This window comes from Bradyrhizobium sp. USDA 4506, from assembly GCF_054058795.1.
In genome coordinates, this window is record NZ_JBSSBM010000002.1 from 2,036,876 (window position 1) to 2,051,195 (window position 14,320).

Genomic DNA, 14,320 nt, shown 5'->3' on the forward strand with positions numbered 1-14,320 from the left:
ACCCTTACGCGAAGTCGGCGATGGATTTCGGATTGGCGGCATCCGGGAAGGGCTTGCCACGGAAATCGACCATGTCCTGGGAATGAACCGCGGGGAGACCTGGATAGCCGATCGCCTTCCAAAACACCTTGCCGACATTGCCGCCGTAAACGGGATCGGCGAAACAAGCTTGCTCAAATAGCGGATAGACGAGTTCGTTGAACCACGAGGCGAGCTGGACGCGCTCGTCCGTCACCTTGCCGTCGGCAATTTCATGGAGAAATCGGTCGGCACCAATCTCATCTAATTCACTAAAGGCCTTGCCATTGCGTTTCCGGCAGGCCGCATCCGCGGCAGCGAGTCCCGCCTTGAAAAACTGCTCAGGTGTGAGCGGCAATTGATAACCCAGTTCTGGCTTACCCTCTCGCCAGGGGCCGCGCATATAAAGGCGTGCGCCCTTACCGAAACCGCCTGCCAGTTGTCGGTCGACGTAGGCCGCAAGCCCGCAATCGACGCCGCCGGGTGTCAGCGCATCCGCGGGACACATCACGTTGACCATCACTTCGACGAAGACGGCTTCGTCCGGGCCGAAAGACAGATAGCCGGGCACTGGCGACGGCAACTTGGCAGCGATAGTACTCGCGGAAGCATCGACGGATTGGGAGGAGGCCGGTTCGGGTGCTTCCGCGCGCGCCGCGGTTGTCACGACGGTTCCTATCAGGACACCCGGAGCCAGCGAAGCGGCGCCCGTGGCGGCGGCAACGCCGAGAAAGCCTCGACGATTCGGATGGAGGGTTTTGTCGCTTTGGTCATTGGTCATCGGAGTTGCAGTCCACTTTTTTGTCGCGGCGTAATCGCGTGATCATCCATGTGCGAGGCGTCCCTCTGTGCGGCGGAAGCGTGGGTCGCCTCATGCGGAGCTCAGTCTGCCTGACGCGCGTTCGCGGTCGGGCCGGTCGGAGCCGCTGCGCTGATCTACGCGAGCGCCGCCAAAGTGGTGGCGAGCAGCGAGACGGCAACAGCCAGGCCAACAGTCGTCGGTTACTTCATGGAGGCTCCTTTACCGCCCACGCGTGGCACGGTGACTCGCCGCAATGCTTTCGATTAGTGGAGGCGACCGCGTGTGCTCGGCCGGCCCAGCAGACCCAAAGATCGGACGCAGCCGACGAAATTAGAAATTACCTTTGGTCATGCATTCGATAGGCGGAGGTATCCTCATCCAGAAGCGTTGTGCGCGCGTGCGTCCCGTCCGTCTTCGATCAGCATCGAGGAGCGCGCCATACTCAAGGTGTCGGGCGGCGTAGGAAGACATTAAGGGGCACCTCGCGATCACCCTTTTTCCATCGCATCGCAACGCTTCGAAAAAGCCTTGTGCCAGCCGCGATCCGTACCCTTGGCCGGACAGCTCTTGCGGCACCTCCGTGTGGAGCAGGGCGAGGCGGCTTTTAGTAGGCGACTGCGAGCGCACCGTCGCCGAAGGGCATTTCAAGCCGGTTCATTGCCGGATTGTCCAGGATACCGCCGCAGCAAGCGGGGCGAGCCGTGTGTCTGGACGGACGGCGACGGATGCGCGGTTCTTCGCGCATGCCGCTCATTGCTTCCACGGCGTTGATAGTCAAATTGAGGATTACTTGCTGTAGTTGCACCTGATCTTCTTGGACAGTCGGCGAGCGCGCTGCGAAGTGGGTCAGCACTGATACGCCGTTTTTCGTTACCTCGTCACGCGTCTGTTTGAGCACGTCGCGGATCGCTCCATTGATCTCCACGCGCTCCTTCCTCGGTGGTGCCTCCTTGAAGGGGCCGCAGCCCGCGGACCCGGTAGATCACGTCACTGGCTCGATAAGCGTCCCTCACGATGCAATCGAGCGCTTGTCGTATCTCGTCTAGGTCCGGCGGCCGATAATCCAGAAGGTGCCGAGCGGCCCGAGCGTTAGCGACTATCGTCGCGATGCGCTGCGTCGCTTCAGCAATATTGTCTGCCGCGGCGCCCACATGTCCAGTGTCGATCATAGCGTTCTCCTTTGGATGTTCGGAGCGGAACACAAGACCGCGAAGGTCTGGTCCGATGGCTGACCATCCAACAAATGATCTAGCCATTCTTGGAGGGATTTGATCCGGACCGGAGGCCCTTGCTTTTTTACTTGGAACTCTGGCCTACGGCGCGCCGTCAGGCTCGCTGTTCCATAGCCGAAAGCAGTACCGTCAGCTGCCCCTGCGGAGATTGCGAGGGTACTCCGCGCGGTATACCTTGATGCAGCTTCGAGGATGATATTTTAGGTGTCCGTGGTGTCTTGAGGACCTGCGGCGCCGCGTGCCGCGATAGCGCGTTTTGCCACGGGCAGAAGATGGACGGCGCGCCATTGCTGTAAGCCTGTCCATCGTGAACCAGGTGCGGTGATGGGACTCCTGGAACGGTCTGCAAGCTCGCTCGACACTTTCGCTGGGCACGTCGAACACGTTTGTTCGGTTGCACAGGGGGCGGCGCCTCCGCCGGGGGTGGAAGCAGTATCAAGCTCCTGGCAAAGATCAGTAAAAAAATACGGACTTGATCCAGTCGATAGCACGGCGCCGCGCATCCTTACGCCGGCTGAATTGAAGCATTTTCGCGAACCGCTGGATAAGCTCACCTTTAGTGCCCAAGAGGAGATAGATGAATTATATAGGGTGGTTCGTGAAGCTGGTTATGCCATCTTGTTCTGTGATAGCGCGGGAATCGTAGTCGCCCATCGCGGTGAAGATATGCGGGCAAGCGAGTTCAAATATTGGGGAACTTGGCTTGGGGGAGTGTGGTCCGAGGAGTTGGAGGGTACAAACGGCATCGGCACCTGCATCATAGAAGAGCGGCCTGTCACGGTCCACAGAAGCCAGCATTTTAGGTCCAGACACATTAATCTGAGCTGCTCTGGTGCGCCGATCTTCGGGGTTGATGGGCGATTGATGGCAGTGTTGGACGTCTCTGCCGTCGATCCTGAACTCTCGGAACGAGCGCACGCGCTCACTGGTGCGCTCACACTGCGATCGGCATGCGCGATAGAAGAGCGATTTTTTCGTGAGCACTTCCGTCGAGAGTGGATCGTCGCCATAGCGCCGCCGGAGAGAGGCGCTCAAGGCATGTTGCTGGCGATTGACGGCAACCAACGTATCATGGGCGCAAACCGGTTCGCGCGCACGTCCCTTATGCTCGATGATCGTGGACTCCGGGCAGGTACCAGCTTGTGGTCGATCTTCGAGCGAAACGTCGACATTTTCCGGCACCGGGACCGGACCGATTTCTCTGTGCGGTTACCGATCGCCGGCAGCAATGATAGTCGGCCCGCGCTTGTCACTCCACCCGATCGCCCTGTGACTGCCTCAAACAATCCAACGAGCCATGACCTGCACACGCGGCCGCGCCTGGGCTCAATTGATGTTTCGACCCTGCCGCCAGCACCGCAAGCATGGGGCGGATTGTCGCCGGGCGCAATGCGTCGGGTGCGGGAGTACGTGGAAGTGCATTTGGGCGAAACTATCGATCTCTCGATGCTGGCTGGAGTTGCCGGACTATCAGTGCATCATTTTGCACGACAGTTTAAGCAATCCGCCGGGGTGACGCCGCATGTCTACCTCACGCAAAAGCGCGTTGAGCGCGCCCAGGAGATGTTGGTTCGGACGGATCTTCCGTTAGCAGAAATTGCGTTCGCTGTTGGCTTTTTCGACCAGGGTCATCTAGCACGTCATTTCCGTCATTTGCTCGGTGAGACCCCTCGAGAGTTTCGGTGGTCGCAACGCTAGAAGCAAAGAACGTTTGCATCGCCGAAGATTTCGCTGAGGAGCAGGTCTGCCGTATGGCCCACCACGCCGAGCGAAGATGCGATCGAGGAATCCGATTCGGCCTGACGCCGGCCTTCACTCCGCGAGATACGCTGGACGGACCTGCAGCCCGAGCTCCTCGAGCAGCCATGGGATCTTTGAGACCTCAAGTTGTTCAGGTGGTGCATCACGATGATCACGGCTCTGCGTTCGCTGTCGGCCGTGGCGACGTCGCGGCTCACAGGAGGCGTTCTGCAGTCCTGCGGCGGAGCGTCTTCAGGTCGTTCGCGAGCACGCGAATGCCCTCGGACAGCTTCTCGGTCGCCATCGCGTCCTCGTTCATGATCCACCGGAAGGTTGTTTCGTCCATCGGACCCGCGGGGTCCAGGTGCTTAATGTCGACGGCGTCTTCGCTCACGAACCAGTGGCAGATCCCGTCTTCCGCCGTGCGAAGGGAGCGTGGCTCCACGGCGGTCGGCGCCAAGACCCGCTTGAGCTCGCCCCCCTCGGACGCAAGCGCGTCTATGAGGGCTGGCGCGATCGCCAGCCGATCGCATCCGGCCAGCGCCTCGATCTGGCCGGTGTTGCGAAATGACGCCCCCATGACGATCGTCTCGATGCCGTTCGACTTGTAGTATCCGTAAATGTCCCGCACGGACCGGACCCCTGGATCCTCGGCGGGGTCGAAGTCCTCTCCACCAGACTTCTTGTGCCAGTCATAGATGCGGCCCACGAACGGCGAGATCAGGAAGCTGCCAGCTTCGGCGCTGGCAATCGCCTGCGCCCGGTTCAACAGCAACGTCATGTTGCACTTCAGGCCCTCCCTTTGGAGGATCTCTGCAGCGCGTATTCCTTCCCACGTCGATGCGAGCTTGATGAGCAGGCGGTCGGGTCCGACGCCGCGCTGCTTGTAGGCGTCGATAATCTGGCGCGCCCTCGCGACCAATGCTCCGATATTGAACGACAGGTTGGCGTCCACCTCTGCGGACACAAAGCCTGGCACGAGTTGCAAGAGCTCGACGCCGACGGAGACTGCGAGTCGGTCGGCAGTCGCGGCGGCGACGCGTGCAGCGTCGCCGCTCAGTTTTCGTCCCCGTGTCAGCGCTTCTTCGACAACATCCCTGTACTCGGGATTGTCGATAGCTTTCAGGACGATCGTTGGATTCGTCGTGCAGTCTACCGGCTTGAGACGCGCCACCGCACCGAGATCGCCCGTGTCGGCGACCACCGTTGTCATTGCGCGTAGTTGATCCAGCTTAGACACCAAGGCCTTTTCCTCTCGATGTCGGCTCAAGTCGTGCATGCACCATGCCCGCGAAACCGGTTTCCTGTCGTCGGTTCGCGGCTTTTTATGCCTCGCGCGTGGCCAGGGTCGTCGGGTTTTCTTTCGTCAAACGGGCTTTCCCGATTGCTCCTCTTCGAACGTGACCGCTACCGCCGCGTTTGCCGAGAGGCGAACCCTTTTCCCCTCGACGTCGGCGATCAGCCCGAGGTCGATGAAATGCGCGTGGCCCTTGTGCTGGCCCTCGCCGCTGTCGCCCTTGGCGAGCCTGATGCGACCGTTGGCGACACCGTCGACAGTGCCGACGTGAACACCGTCCGCGCCGATCACTTCCATGTTCTGGACGATCTTGTTCGTGGTCATCTCATCTCTCCTTGTGATTTCGCCAACTGTGGCGAAGCGAAGCGTGCTCCGCCAGCCAGAGACCCGCGAATTGCCAACGCGTGTGCGCCGGCGAAAAATTCTGGTAGCTCGCGCGGACGTGGCCCGGCGGTGTGACGCACGAACCGTCCGGGAGCACGAACTGGCCGGACATGAATGTTGCCGTTGCACTCGCCGACCGCTCCCTCGACCGCGCGGAAGCGCGGGTATTGGCGAGGGTGCGTCGCAACCCTCGTTTCACGAAGCGAAGTAAGCTGTGTCCGGCGCCGTCCACACGTCCCCGCGCCGCACTCAGGCGGCGCTTCTGCGCGGAAGCTTCCACTGCGGGCGGACGAAGTGGCAGGTGTAGCCATTCGGGTAGCGTTCCAGGTAGTCCTGGTGCTCGGGCTCGGCCTCCCAGAAATCGCCAGCGGGCGAAACCTCCGTCACCACCTTGTCCGGCCACAGCCCTGAGGCGTCCACGTCGGCGATGGTGTCCTCGGCGACGCGGCGTTGTTCCTCGCTCGTGTAGAAAATCGCCGACCTGTAGCTCGCGCCTCGGTCGTTTCCCTGCCGGTTGGGCGTCGTCGGGTCGTGGATCTGGAAGAAGAACTCCAGCAGGTCGCGGAAGCTCGTCTGACTCGGGTCGAACGTGATCTCGATCGCTTCTGCGTGCGTGCCGTGGTTGCTGTACGTGGCGTTCTTGACGTTGCCGCCCGAGTACCCGACCCGCGTTGAGACGACACCGGGCAGGCGTCGCATCAGTTGCTGCATTCCCCAAAAGCAACCCCCTGCCAGGATTGCGCGTTCTGTAGTCGCTGCCATCGTCAGGCCTCCTGCTTTGCGAAGAGCTTTGCATACGCGCCGTAACCCTCGCGCTCCAATTGGTCGCGGTGGATGAATCTCAAGGAGGCCGAGTTCATGCAGTACCTCAACCCGCCCTTGTCGCGCGGCCCATCTGGGAAAACGTGGCCAAGGTGGCTGTCGCCGTGCTTGGAGCGAACCTCCGTCCGGGCCATGCCGTGCGAGCTGTCAACGTTCTCGACGACGTTTGCAGCCTCCAGGGGCCGCGTGAAACTCGGCCATCCCGTCCCGCTGTCGAACTTGTCGAAGGATGCGAAGAGCGGCTCGCCGGAAACTACGTCGACGTAGAGGCCAGGCTCCTTGTTGTCCCAGTATTCGTTGGCGAAGGGGCGCTCGGTCCCGGCGGTCTGCGTGACGCGGTACTGCTCGGGAGTCAACTTCGAGACGGCTTCGAGGTTTTTCCTATAGATCGCCATTCGCCGTACTCCTCGTTGTTCAGCATTGAGGATACGCACCGGGTGGTCGACCGTCCAATCACCTCCGGCTATAGAAACGATGCCATGCGGATCGACACCAGGAGGTGTTTCAATCTGCCGGGACCGATTTATCGGCCCAGGCGACGGGTCTGAGACGCTCGCCCGACTATTCCTAAAGATAATTCGTCAACGACTTCCATTCCAAAGTTGAATTTTAGTTTCCCGGAACGCACGGTCACCATGCAAGAAACATACGCGGACAGGTACTGCGAGGGGCCCCCGTTGGGGGAGAACCAGAATGGACGATGAAGTTTCGAAGGGGCGCCCGGTTAGTAAGACGATCGACCCCGCCGCGGAGACCTTGAGCGGTTTTCGCACGCTGGATATCCGAACCGACCGGCTGATTTCATCATGGCTGAGAGAGGCGGGGGTTCCTGACGGCGCCCTGAAGGTGAACGAATCTGCGCCCGATTTCCTTCTCCCCGAGGCAAATGGAAAGCTCGTTTTATCTTTGGAATTGCGACAAACTGCACCGTTGATCGTCACCTTCGTTTACGGGACTTGGTCCCCATTGTGCGCAGCTGGACTACGGGTTCTTCACGGGGCCACCCCCAGAATCCGCGCTGCCGGCGCCAGAGCAATTGCCATAACGCCCGAGACTGGAGACTTGCCACGCAATCTCAAATGCGATCACCGACTGGATCTGGAAATCCTCTCAGACCTAGATCTTGGGGTGAGCCCTTCGTTCGGCCTGGTGTCCGTGGTGCCAGCCGAGATAAAGAGCCGTCTCTTGCAGCGCGGCCTTGATCTCTCCGCTCCCCATGGCTTCTCCTTTTGGATGTTGCCAATGCCGGCCACATATGTCCTCGACCAACGAGGGATCATCCGTCGAGCGTGTGTCGGGCCGGACTCCATCACGGGAGCGACGACCGAAACCGTGCTTGCTGCCCTGTCCGAATTGGATGGGCCTAAGCCTCGCCCTTAGGCTAACCGGAAACGAGACGAGTCAATTCAAGAGGCTACGCGTGGGTAACTGCAACTGCGTCGTGGGCTTGTCCCTCGACCATCAACGACTTCGTGCCACTTTAGCAACGACGGTTGATGCCCGCGACAAGCTCGGGCGTGAGGAGGCGGGACCGGGACCTGTGATCTGGAACAAGGAGCCTGCACCTTGTGCGTCAACCTTGCGAACATTGACATTGCTTGAGGTAGGGGCAGACGCGCAGCGGAGTTTGTCCAGTGCAGTCGTCCAGTTACGAACACGAGCGACCTTGATAAAGGCGTCAAGCGCGGGCGAATACTGCCTCCCCGCCACGGCCAGAAGCTGCACCTCGCGCCGGACGGGGTCGCCCTCAATTGGCATAGCGGCGAGCGACGGCAGCCTTGGAGCGTGCTCTGGCGCCAGGATGGCCCCAAAACCGGCGGACGCCATTTCCTGAAGATGGCTTTCCTGATCGCTCCTGTGCACAACCTTAGGGCCTGGCTGGTCGGCAAAACAAGCCTGTTTGAATCGGCCGGCGACGTCGCATCCGACCCTCTCGAGAAATTCCACCTCATGCAAGTCTTTGAGCCGGATAACGGTTTGCCTCGCCATCGGATGTCTCAGAGACAGGACGAGCACGTACCGCTCCTCGAACAGCCGCCAGCGATCGATACGCTCAGGTAGCTCCACGGCGTCACCGACGAGTGCGGCATTGATCTCGCCATCCAAAAGCATCGCAATGAGCCCGTTGGCATCCGCCTCGCGCAGATCGACTCGCAGGTCAGGGATAATCCTGGCGACTTCCAGGAGCAATTCCGTAACGAGTGCGGCGGAGACTGACGGCACCAACCCGATCTTGAGCGGGGCGATTGTCTTCTTTTGATAGCCTCGCGCCTGAAGCCGTACCGCCTCGGCGGCGGCAAATATCTTCTCCAGTGTGGGCAAAACCATCTTGCCCAGCTCGGTGAGCTGGGTGAGGTGACGCTCACGGTGAATCAACGCGCCACCGAGTTCTTGCTCTAACTTTTGTACTGCCTTTGTCAGCGCCGGCTGCGTCACATTGCATTGCTCCGCAGCCCGCGTAAAATTGAGTGTCCTTGCTAGAGCTAAGAAATATCGCACCTGATAAAACTGGAGCTGCATACTCATACTCGAAAGACTTGCCCTCGTTCGGACCGTTCCAGTTCGTTGCCGTAGCAGGCAGAGCCGATGGCAAAGCGGTTTGTCGCGGAGTTTCCGCGGAAACCGATATTGTGCGCCGGCTCGGAATTGTCGATCCGCGTCTTGCGCAAAGTGTTCTCACCGACGCTGTTTCCTATTAACGCAGCGGTTGCGTGCAACATCATAGGCGAGACCAGTCATATGTCAGGGTTTGCGTCGGGATCGGCTCGGTCGTCTTTTTCATCAAGTGCTTTTTGTTCATTAGGATCTCCTAAGGTCTCAGTTCTGAAACGTCGGAATGAGGGGCGCGGCAAGCCCACGTTCGTCAAGGAGGTTCCAGGCTTCCACCCAGGCTGTCAGGGCGCAGGCACGCACCGTGTTAGCCATAAAGCAGTACCAAGATTTGCAATTGTCCTGTCCCAAGAATAGGACATCAGCTCACCCCGAGAGTCCGAAACAAATGTCCGATCGTCCAAATCTTGCATTGCCTCGATCCGATCTCGATGTACTGATGGCAACTTTCGATGTCGAAGTCATTGGTCTTATCGAGTGTTTGGTCAGTCCAGGTTGGCGCCTGTCATTCGAGAGCGCGGACGCGCCGGCTATCCACTACAATCTTTCCGGGACCGGACGAATGATCGTGAGTGGTTTCTCCGCATTTCCTCTGGTACCTCACACCCTTGTCATCACACCGCCCAAGAAGCCGTTTCACATCGAGGTTGATGACCGCACAGCGGCCAAAACAGTGAATGTGGTCGAAGCTCAATGGGATTCCCCGCTTCGGCGAGGGTATCCAGCGATTTGTCGCCGGGAACGTCGACCCGGCGGTGATGCTGATCTGCGGGTACTTTCGCGCCACCTACGGCTCGTCGATCGACCTCTTTGCTGACCTTTCCACGCCGATTGTCGAGCGCTTCGAACCCGACGACGAACTGGGGTCAAAGTTGCAGGCTGCGTTGGCAGAAATTAGCGGCCGGCAGGTTGGAATGCGGGCGATGACTACCGCCATCCTGAAGCAGGTGCTCGTCACGCTCATCCGTCGGAGTTTGAATTCGACCAGCGTTTGGCTCGAGCGCTTTTCTATCCTGAGTGACCGTCAAATCGCCCATGCGTTCGCCGATATGGTGGCGCGGCCATCGGCCGATCACTCCGTCATGGCCTTGGCGCAGAAAGCTGGCTTGAGCCGATCCGCATTCATGGCGCGGTTTGTGCGCGCAATCGGAAGTTCACCGATGGTCGCGCTCCGGCAAATGCGGATGAAGCGCGCAGCCGATATGCTCGCCGCGAAGACATTTTCAGTTGAGCAGATCGCGCGGGCGGTCGGTTATAGGAGCTGCAGCAGCTTTCTCCGTGCTTTTCGCCAAGTGCATGGATACGTCCCGGCAGAATCCGAGGGTAAGGGGCGCTCCGCGCATGGTCAGCGCGGCGGGGCAGGCGCAGCTGAGGACGAAGGCCGGGACACGTGACATTGGTGCGCCGGTCGGTGCTCAGTCGATGACCTGCTGTTATCGATTGCATGATCAAGAAACATGCCCGCCGCGGCGTGACGCGCGCTAGCTTTCGAGGCACTCCAGTGGCGAACACTGGCTGAGACGGTCGGGCGTCAGTGACGGCCCGCATCGTCACGAACCGAATAATCGTTCGCGGTCTACGGTAGGAGGATCAAATGCCGCGTATTGCCATTCCGAAACGTGAGGACGCCCCCGCGGAGTCCAAGCCGATCCTCGACAACGTTGACAAGATGCTGGGCTTCGTGCCCAACCTGCACCGCCTCATGTCGATCAGCCCTAACGCGCTCTCCGGCTGGGCTACCCTGATGGGATCGCTCACGAAGACCCTGGACGTCAAGACGAGAGACGGGATCTCGCTGGCGGTGTCGGAGGCGGACGGGTGCGACTACTGCCTGGCCGCGCACAGCTTCATCGCGGGCAACCTGGCCAAAATCCCGGCGGACGAAATCGGGCTGAACAGGGAGGGCCGCTCGAGCGATCCCAAGCGCCAGGCTGCGGTCGCCTTCGCGAAGGCGCTCATCGAGACGCGCGGCAAAGTTTCCGACGCCCAGTTTGCGGCGGTCAGGGATGCTGGGTGGACAGACGCCAACATCGTCGAGATGATTGCGCTGACTGCCCAGTTCCTGTTGACCAACTTCATGAACAATGCGGTGCAGACCCCGATCGATTTTCCCAAGGCCAGTCCCGCGAAGGCAGGCTAACGCGAGGCACCTTCCTTTGGAGAGGGGAGGGCTGGTGAATCCGATGTCTCGACGATGCCCGCGGCCTGGTGTCAAGCGCGTCTACCAGCCGCCCGAGGCCTCGGACGGCATGAGGGGCGCTCGTCGACCGCATCTGGCCGCGCGGGCTCACGAAGGAGCATGCCAGCGTTGACGGGTGGAAGGACATCGCCCCGAGCGCAAGCCTCAGGACCTGGTTTGGCCATGACCCGACGCGAGTTTCACAGGCGATACTTCGAGGAACTCCGCGCCAATCACGCCGCAGTCGCGCACCTGACGGATCTTGTATCGACGGGCGAAGTCACGCTGCTCTTCGGCGCGCACGATACCGAGCGCAACAACGCCGTGGCGCTCGCGGACTATCTCGCGGCACACTAGTCGGGGTCGATGTACGGGATCGAAAGCTCGCTCAAGTCGTCGTCATAGCTTGCCGCTGGCGCGACGTCGACGTTATCGTTCGTGCGGATGTCGGCGCTAAGGCCGAGCGTCCGCCCGACGGGACACATGTTCGCAGCCTGCATCAGTTGCGCGCGCGCCTCGTTGCCAAGGTTTCCTTCGAGCCTGATGGAGCGCTCGAAGGAATCGCGGCCGCCATCCCCGCCATGGTGGTACGACACGGCTACCTCGACGTGGGATAACGGGATTCTCCGCCTTCGCGCCTGCAGCCGTATCGTCATCGCTGTGCACGCGGCGAGCGAAGCGCTTAACAACTCGTAGGGGTTAGCTGCCGCCGCCGTGCCGCCCCTGCCGTCGGGGCCGCCGATCGAAAACACCGATGCGCCGGCACGGCCGTTAAGGGTGCCAGGACCGTCAAGGTCCCCGGCCACCTCAGCCTGTGGGCGAGGGGCTCTATCGTCGTTCGAATTCGTCATCGTGCTTTCCGGAGCGGTGTCAGGCGTGGAGGGTCTCGCCGCCTTTGGCGTCTGCGTAGTACTGAGGCGCCTCGCGACGGTCGTATTTCCCGTAGTCGCGCACGATCCGCACTCTACGGACCCTTGCCTTATCATTCGGCCCGGAAGCGTCCTCGTAGGCCTGCGCTGCATCGGCGTCCTTCCAGGACACGAGGAGAATCAGCTCGCCGGGCGTAAGTATGGCGTCGAAGACGTCCCAGGACGTGCTGTCGGCGGCCCACGGATTCAAGCCGAGCCACTCGGCGCAATCGTAAGGGTTGTTGGTCTGCTTCCACTCCGCGGGGCGAGTCGCGTTGATCAGCGTGACCGTCGTTCCGTCTCCGACTTCGGTCTCGTCGAGCCTCTGCTCCGTGAGGGCGTACCCCGGAGGCACTTGATTGTCAGCAGTGATCTGGCCGACTCGCAGGTGGTAGTCAGCGAGGATTTCGTCGCGGCCCTTCTGCTGAACCTCGTGATGGCGCATGCGGGTGCGCCAGCGGACGAGCGACTTTTCGTCCCGCCAGTTCGAAACCGAAAGGATCCAGCCCTCGCGGGTCAGGCTCTTGTAGCGGACGTTGTCGACGAAGCCCTCGACCTGCTCCAGATCGGGGCGCAGCATCTTGGCGTTGTCGAGGTAGTCATTGCAGTTCACTTTATTGGGGAGGACTTCAAAAATCACTGAAAACATGTTCGTATCCCGCTCTTAGAGTGTGCGACGCAGTCGATTTCGATGTCGAATTGCCCAAGCTAGGCGCGCTCTTCACGGCAGAAGACCTTCAAGCTGTCATCATCGATCGTTTTGGCCAGCATCCACGCGGCTCCCGTTTCGTTCGCTGTTGCGTCTTCTTGCATTCGGCGCGACCGTGATCGCCACAGGCCGCGCGGATAATCTGGCCTTTGCGAAAACTATCCTCTCGCAAAGCGAGAGGAGTCGTCTCTCAAGCGCCGTAGCGTTCGGTCTTGATCGCCCTCGCTTCCAGTCCCAAGGCGAGGGCGGCGTCCGCCGCGATGTCGACGAAGGCGTTCGACCCGCACACGAAGGCGCAGCCGGGAGACATAGGCAGCCGTGCCGCGACGTCAGCGACCATTCTGGCGTCGATCCGCCTGCTGAAGTCGGTGCGGCGCGTCGCAGGCTCGCGTGTCAGCGCCAAGGCGAGCGCGAAATCGGGAAGCGAGCTCTCGAGCTCGAGGAGTTCGTCCCTGAACAGCACGTCACCCCAGGTCCTGGAGGAGAGCGACAGCGCGACAGGCACCGGCTCGCCGCTGGCCTTCCGATACCGGATCATGGCCATGAGCGGCACGACGCCGGAGCCGGCGCCGATCAAGAGCACTGGCTTGTTGGAAGGCCCCGGCCAGAGAAAGTGTCCGCCGAGCGGCCCGCGAAGCTCGATCATGTCGCCTACTTGGGCGACGTCGTGGAAGAACGGGGAGACCTCGCCGTCCGGGAGGCGCTCGATCGCCAGCTCGATCACCTCGGAATCGCTCGGGGCCGAGGCGATCGAGTAGCTGCGCATGGCAGTGTAGCCGTTGGGCGCGGTCAGCCGCACGTCAACATGCTGTCCGGCCGTATGGTCGAACGTTTCGGAGAGGCGGAGAAAGAAGCTTTTGATAGCCGGCGTCCTCGTCGCAATCTTGACAATCGCGCAGCTCTGCCATTGCGCGGTTGCGGCAATCGCTTCAGTCATTCGTGTATCGCTGCTCATGCCACGGATCGCCGTACATGTGGTACCCTCGCAACTCCCAGAAGCCGGCCTCGTCACGCTCCGTGAACTGAAGCCCGTTCACCCACTTCGCCGACTTCCAGAAGTAGAGATGTGGCACGAGCAGGCGCGCCGGTCCCCCGTGGTCGCGCGGCAGCGGCTGGCCTTCGTATTTGAGCGCGACCATAGCCTTCCCCGTCGTGAGGTCCGCGAGTGGCACGTTGGTGGAGTATCCGTCGTAGCAATGTGCGAGCGCAAAAGGAGTGGGTGCGGTAAGGCCAGCGTCGGCGAGGATGTCGTCGACGGCCACGCCCTCCCAGGCGGTGTTGAGCTTCGACCACGAGGTCACACAGTGGATGTCTCGCGTCATCCTGGTTCGAGGGAGCGCGTTGAACTCCGACCAGCTCCACGCTTTGGCCGGACGAGGGCCGACCTTTAGCGTGAAAGTCCAGTCCGCGGGCTCGATCTGCGGCGTGGGGCCGGCCGTAAGCACCGGGAAATTGTCGACGAGGTGCTGCCCCGGGGGAATCCGGTCCGATGGTTCGGATCCGGATTGGCGGCCTGTGAAACCGCGAGTGACCATGGTGGATTTCCTCCGTGCCGGCGCGTGACATCAATCATCCGGCGGTCGCGAGCGGTCGGCGCCCGGACCCGCGCGCGCGGTCAC

The 14,320-nt window shown here is 61.1% G+C and carries 16 protein-coding genes and 1 pseudogene; 5 read left to right on the forward strand and 12 right to left on the reverse strand.

All coding sequences use genetic code 11. The features are described from left to right. Positions 1-4: 4 nt before the first annotated feature. The 3 genes from ACVIHF_RS11615 to ACVIHF_RS11625 all read right to left on the reverse strand — a co-directional run bounded on the left by ACVIHF_RS11615 (position 5) and on the right by ACVIHF_RS11625 (position 1,745). Positions 5-799 carry a gluconate 2-dehydrogenase subunit 3 family protein gene (locus tag ACVIHF_RS11615; protein ID WP_456780803.1) on the reverse strand — a complete coding sequence of 265 codons (795 nt, stop codon included), beginning with the start codon at positions 797-799 and terminating at the stop codon, positions 5-7. A gap of 351 nt (positions 800-1,150) precedes the next feature. Then, positions 1,151-1,447, reverse strand: coding sequence for a GNAT family N-acetyltransferase (locus ACVIHF_RS11620; protein WP_456780802.1), 297 nt, complete (start codon positions 1,445-1,447; stop codon positions 1,151-1,153). Next, a complete protein-coding gene (locus tag ACVIHF_RS11625; RefSeq protein WP_456780801.1) occupies positions 1,425-1,745 on the reverse strand; it encodes a hypothetical protein in 321 nt (106 codons plus the stop codon). The genes ACVIHF_RS11620 and ACVIHF_RS11625 overlap by 23 nt, the downstream gene beginning before the upstream one ends. Positions 1,746-2,376: 631 nt before the next feature. On the opposite strand from ACVIHF_RS11625, the gene ACVIHF_RS11630 reads away from it, so the two are divergent. After that, on the forward strand, positions 2,377-3,750 hold the full coding sequence (locus ACVIHF_RS11630) for a helix-turn-helix domain-containing protein (RefSeq protein ID WP_456780800.1): 1,374 nt from the start codon (positions 2,377-2,379) through the stop codon (positions 3,748-3,750). A gap of 256 nt (positions 3,751-4,006) precedes the next feature. On the opposite strand, the gene ACVIHF_RS11635 is transcribed toward ACVIHF_RS11630, so the two are convergent. From ACVIHF_RS11635 to msrB, 4 genes are all read right to left on the reverse strand, one after another. Then, positions 4,007-5,035, reverse strand: a complete 1,029-nt coding sequence (locus ACVIHF_RS11635; RefSeq protein ID WP_456794084.1) for a transaldolase — start codon at positions 5,033-5,035, stop codon at positions 4,007-4,009. Between the two features lie 123 nt (positions 5,036-5,158). Then, entirely contained in the window at positions 5,159-5,413 is a 255-nt protein-coding gene (locus ACVIHF_RS11640; RefSeq protein WP_456780799.1) for a DUF2171 domain-containing protein, read from the reverse strand. A 309-nt stretch (positions 5,414-5,722) separates the two neighbouring features. Continuing rightward, positions 5,723-6,235, reverse strand: coding sequence for a peptide-methionine (S)-S-oxide reductase MsrA (gene msrA, locus ACVIHF_RS11645; protein WP_456780798.1), 513 nt, complete (start codon positions 6,233-6,235; stop codon positions 5,723-5,725). Positions 6,236-6,237: 2 nt separating this feature from the next. Beyond that, on the reverse strand, positions 6,238-6,690 hold the full coding sequence (gene msrB / locus ACVIHF_RS11650; protein WP_456780797.1) for a peptide-methionine (R)-S-oxide reductase MsrB: 453 nt from the start codon (positions 6,688-6,690) through the stop codon (positions 6,238-6,240). A gap of 298 nt (positions 6,691-6,988) precedes the next feature. Between msrB and ACVIHF_RS11655 the strand changes: the two genes are divergently transcribed. Next, positions 6,989-7,675, forward strand: a complete 687-nt coding sequence (locus tag ACVIHF_RS11655) for a redoxin domain-containing protein (protein WP_456792120.1) — start codon at positions 6,989-6,991, stop codon at positions 7,673-7,675. 81 nt (positions 7,676-7,756) lie between these two features. On the opposite strand, the gene ACVIHF_RS11660 is transcribed toward ACVIHF_RS11655, so the two are convergent. Further along, a complete protein-coding gene (locus ACVIHF_RS11660; RefSeq protein ID WP_456780795.1) occupies positions 7,757-8,815 on the reverse strand; it encodes a LysR family transcriptional regulator in 1,059 nt (352 codons plus the stop codon). A 767-nt stretch (positions 8,816-9,582) separates the two neighbouring features. Here ACVIHF_RS11660 and ACVIHF_RS11665 point away from each other — a divergent pair. The 3 genes and pseudogenes from ACVIHF_RS11665 (at position 9,583) to ACVIHF_RS11675 (ending at position 11,441) form a co-directional block, all read left to right on the forward strand. After that, positions 9,583-10,299, forward strand: coding sequence for a helix-turn-helix domain-containing protein (locus tag ACVIHF_RS11665; protein WP_456792121.1), 717 nt, complete (start codon positions 9,583-9,585; stop codon positions 10,297-10,299). Positions 10,300-10,499: 200 nt separating this feature from the next. Beyond that, complete coding sequence (locus tag ACVIHF_RS11670; RefSeq protein WP_456792122.1) at positions 10,500-11,045, forward strand: carboxymuconolactone decarboxylase family protein; 546 nt, start codon at positions 10,500-10,502, stop codon at positions 11,043-11,045. Positions 11,046-11,088: 43 nt separating this feature from the next. Further along, positions 11,089-11,441, forward strand: a pseudogene (locus tag ACVIHF_RS11675) (DUF488 domain-containing protein). Here ACVIHF_RS11675 and ACVIHF_RS11680 read toward each other — a convergent pair. From ACVIHF_RS11680 to ACVIHF_RS11695, 4 genes are all read right to left on the reverse strand, one after another. Further along, a complete protein-coding gene (locus ACVIHF_RS11680; protein WP_456780792.1) occupies positions 11,438-11,935 on the reverse strand; it encodes an OsmC family protein in 498 nt (165 codons plus the stop codon). The pseudogene ACVIHF_RS11675 and the gene ACVIHF_RS11680 sit on opposite strands and share 4 nt — an antisense overlap. Before the next feature lie 19 nt (positions 11,936-11,954). Then, positions 11,955-12,641: an antibiotic biosynthesis monooxygenase family protein gene (locus ACVIHF_RS11685; RefSeq protein ID WP_456780791.1), complete on the reverse strand. Its 687-nt coding sequence runs from the start codon at positions 12,639-12,641 to the stop codon at positions 11,955-11,957. 250 nt (positions 12,642-12,891) lie between these two features. Next, on the reverse strand, positions 12,892-13,638 hold the full coding sequence (locus tag ACVIHF_RS11690) for a ferredoxin reductase (protein WP_456780790.1): 747 nt from the start codon (positions 13,636-13,638) through the stop codon (positions 12,892-12,894). Continuing rightward, positions 13,631-14,236 (reverse strand): sulfite oxidase-like oxidoreductase, encoded by a 606-nt coding sequence (locus ACVIHF_RS11695; protein ID WP_456780789.1) that lies wholly within the window; start codon positions 14,234-14,236, stop codon positions 13,631-13,633. Before ACVIHF_RS11695 ends, ACVIHF_RS11690 begins: the two co-directional genes overlap by 8 nt. Positions 14,237-14,320: the final 84 nt, after the last annotated feature.

Bases quoted from the DNA above. Each gene is read 5' to 3' on its own strand.
- ACVIHF_RS11615 (WP_456780803.1), bottom strand. From the start codon at position 799: ATGACCAATGACCAAAGCGACAAAACCCTCCATCCGAATCGTCGAGGC.
- ACVIHF_RS11630 (WP_456780800.1), top strand. From the start codon at position 2,377: ATGGGACTCCTGGAACGGTCTGCAAGCTCGCTCGACACTTTCGCTGGG.
- ACVIHF_RS11640 (WP_456780799.1), bottom strand. From the start codon at position 5,413: ATGACCACGAACAAGATCGTCCAGAACATGGAAGTGATCGGCGCGGAC.
- msrA (WP_456780798.1), bottom strand. From the start codon at position 6,235: ATGGCAGCGACTACAGAACGCGCAATCCTGGCAGGGGGTTGCTTTTGG.
- msrB (WP_456780797.1), bottom strand. From the start codon at position 6,690: ATGGCGATCTATAGGAAAAACCTCGAAGCCGTCTCGAAGTTGACTCCC.
- ACVIHF_RS11655 (WP_456792120.1), top strand. From the start codon at position 6,989: ATGGACGATGAAGTTTCGAAGGGGCGCCCGGTTAGTAAGACGATCGAC.
- ACVIHF_RS11660 (WP_456780795.1), bottom strand. From the start codon at position 8,815: ATGCAGCTCCAGTTTTATCAGGTGCGATATTTCTTAGCTCTAGCAAGG.
- ACVIHF_RS11665 (WP_456792121.1), top strand. From the start codon at position 9,583: ATGTGGTCGAAGCTCAATGGGATTCCCCGCTTCGGCGAGGGTATCCAG.
- ACVIHF_RS11670 (WP_456792122.1), top strand. From the start codon at position 10,500: ATGCCGCGTATTGCCATTCCGAAACGTGAGGACGCCCCCGCGGAGTCC.
- ACVIHF_RS11680 (WP_456780792.1), bottom strand. From the start codon at position 11,935: ATGACGAATTCGAACGACGATAGAGCCCCTCGCCCACAGGCTGAGGTG.
- ACVIHF_RS11685 (WP_456780791.1), bottom strand. From the start codon at position 12,641: ATGTTTTCAGTGATTTTTGAAGTCCTCCCCAATAAAGTGAACTGCAAT.
- ACVIHF_RS11690 (WP_456780790.1), bottom strand. From the start codon at position 13,638: ATGACTGAAGCGATTGCCGCAACCGCGCAATGGCAGAGCTGCGCGATT.
- ACVIHF_RS11695 (WP_456780789.1), bottom strand. From the start codon at position 14,236: ATGGTCACTCGCGGTTTCACAGGCCGCCAATCCGGATCCGAACCATCG.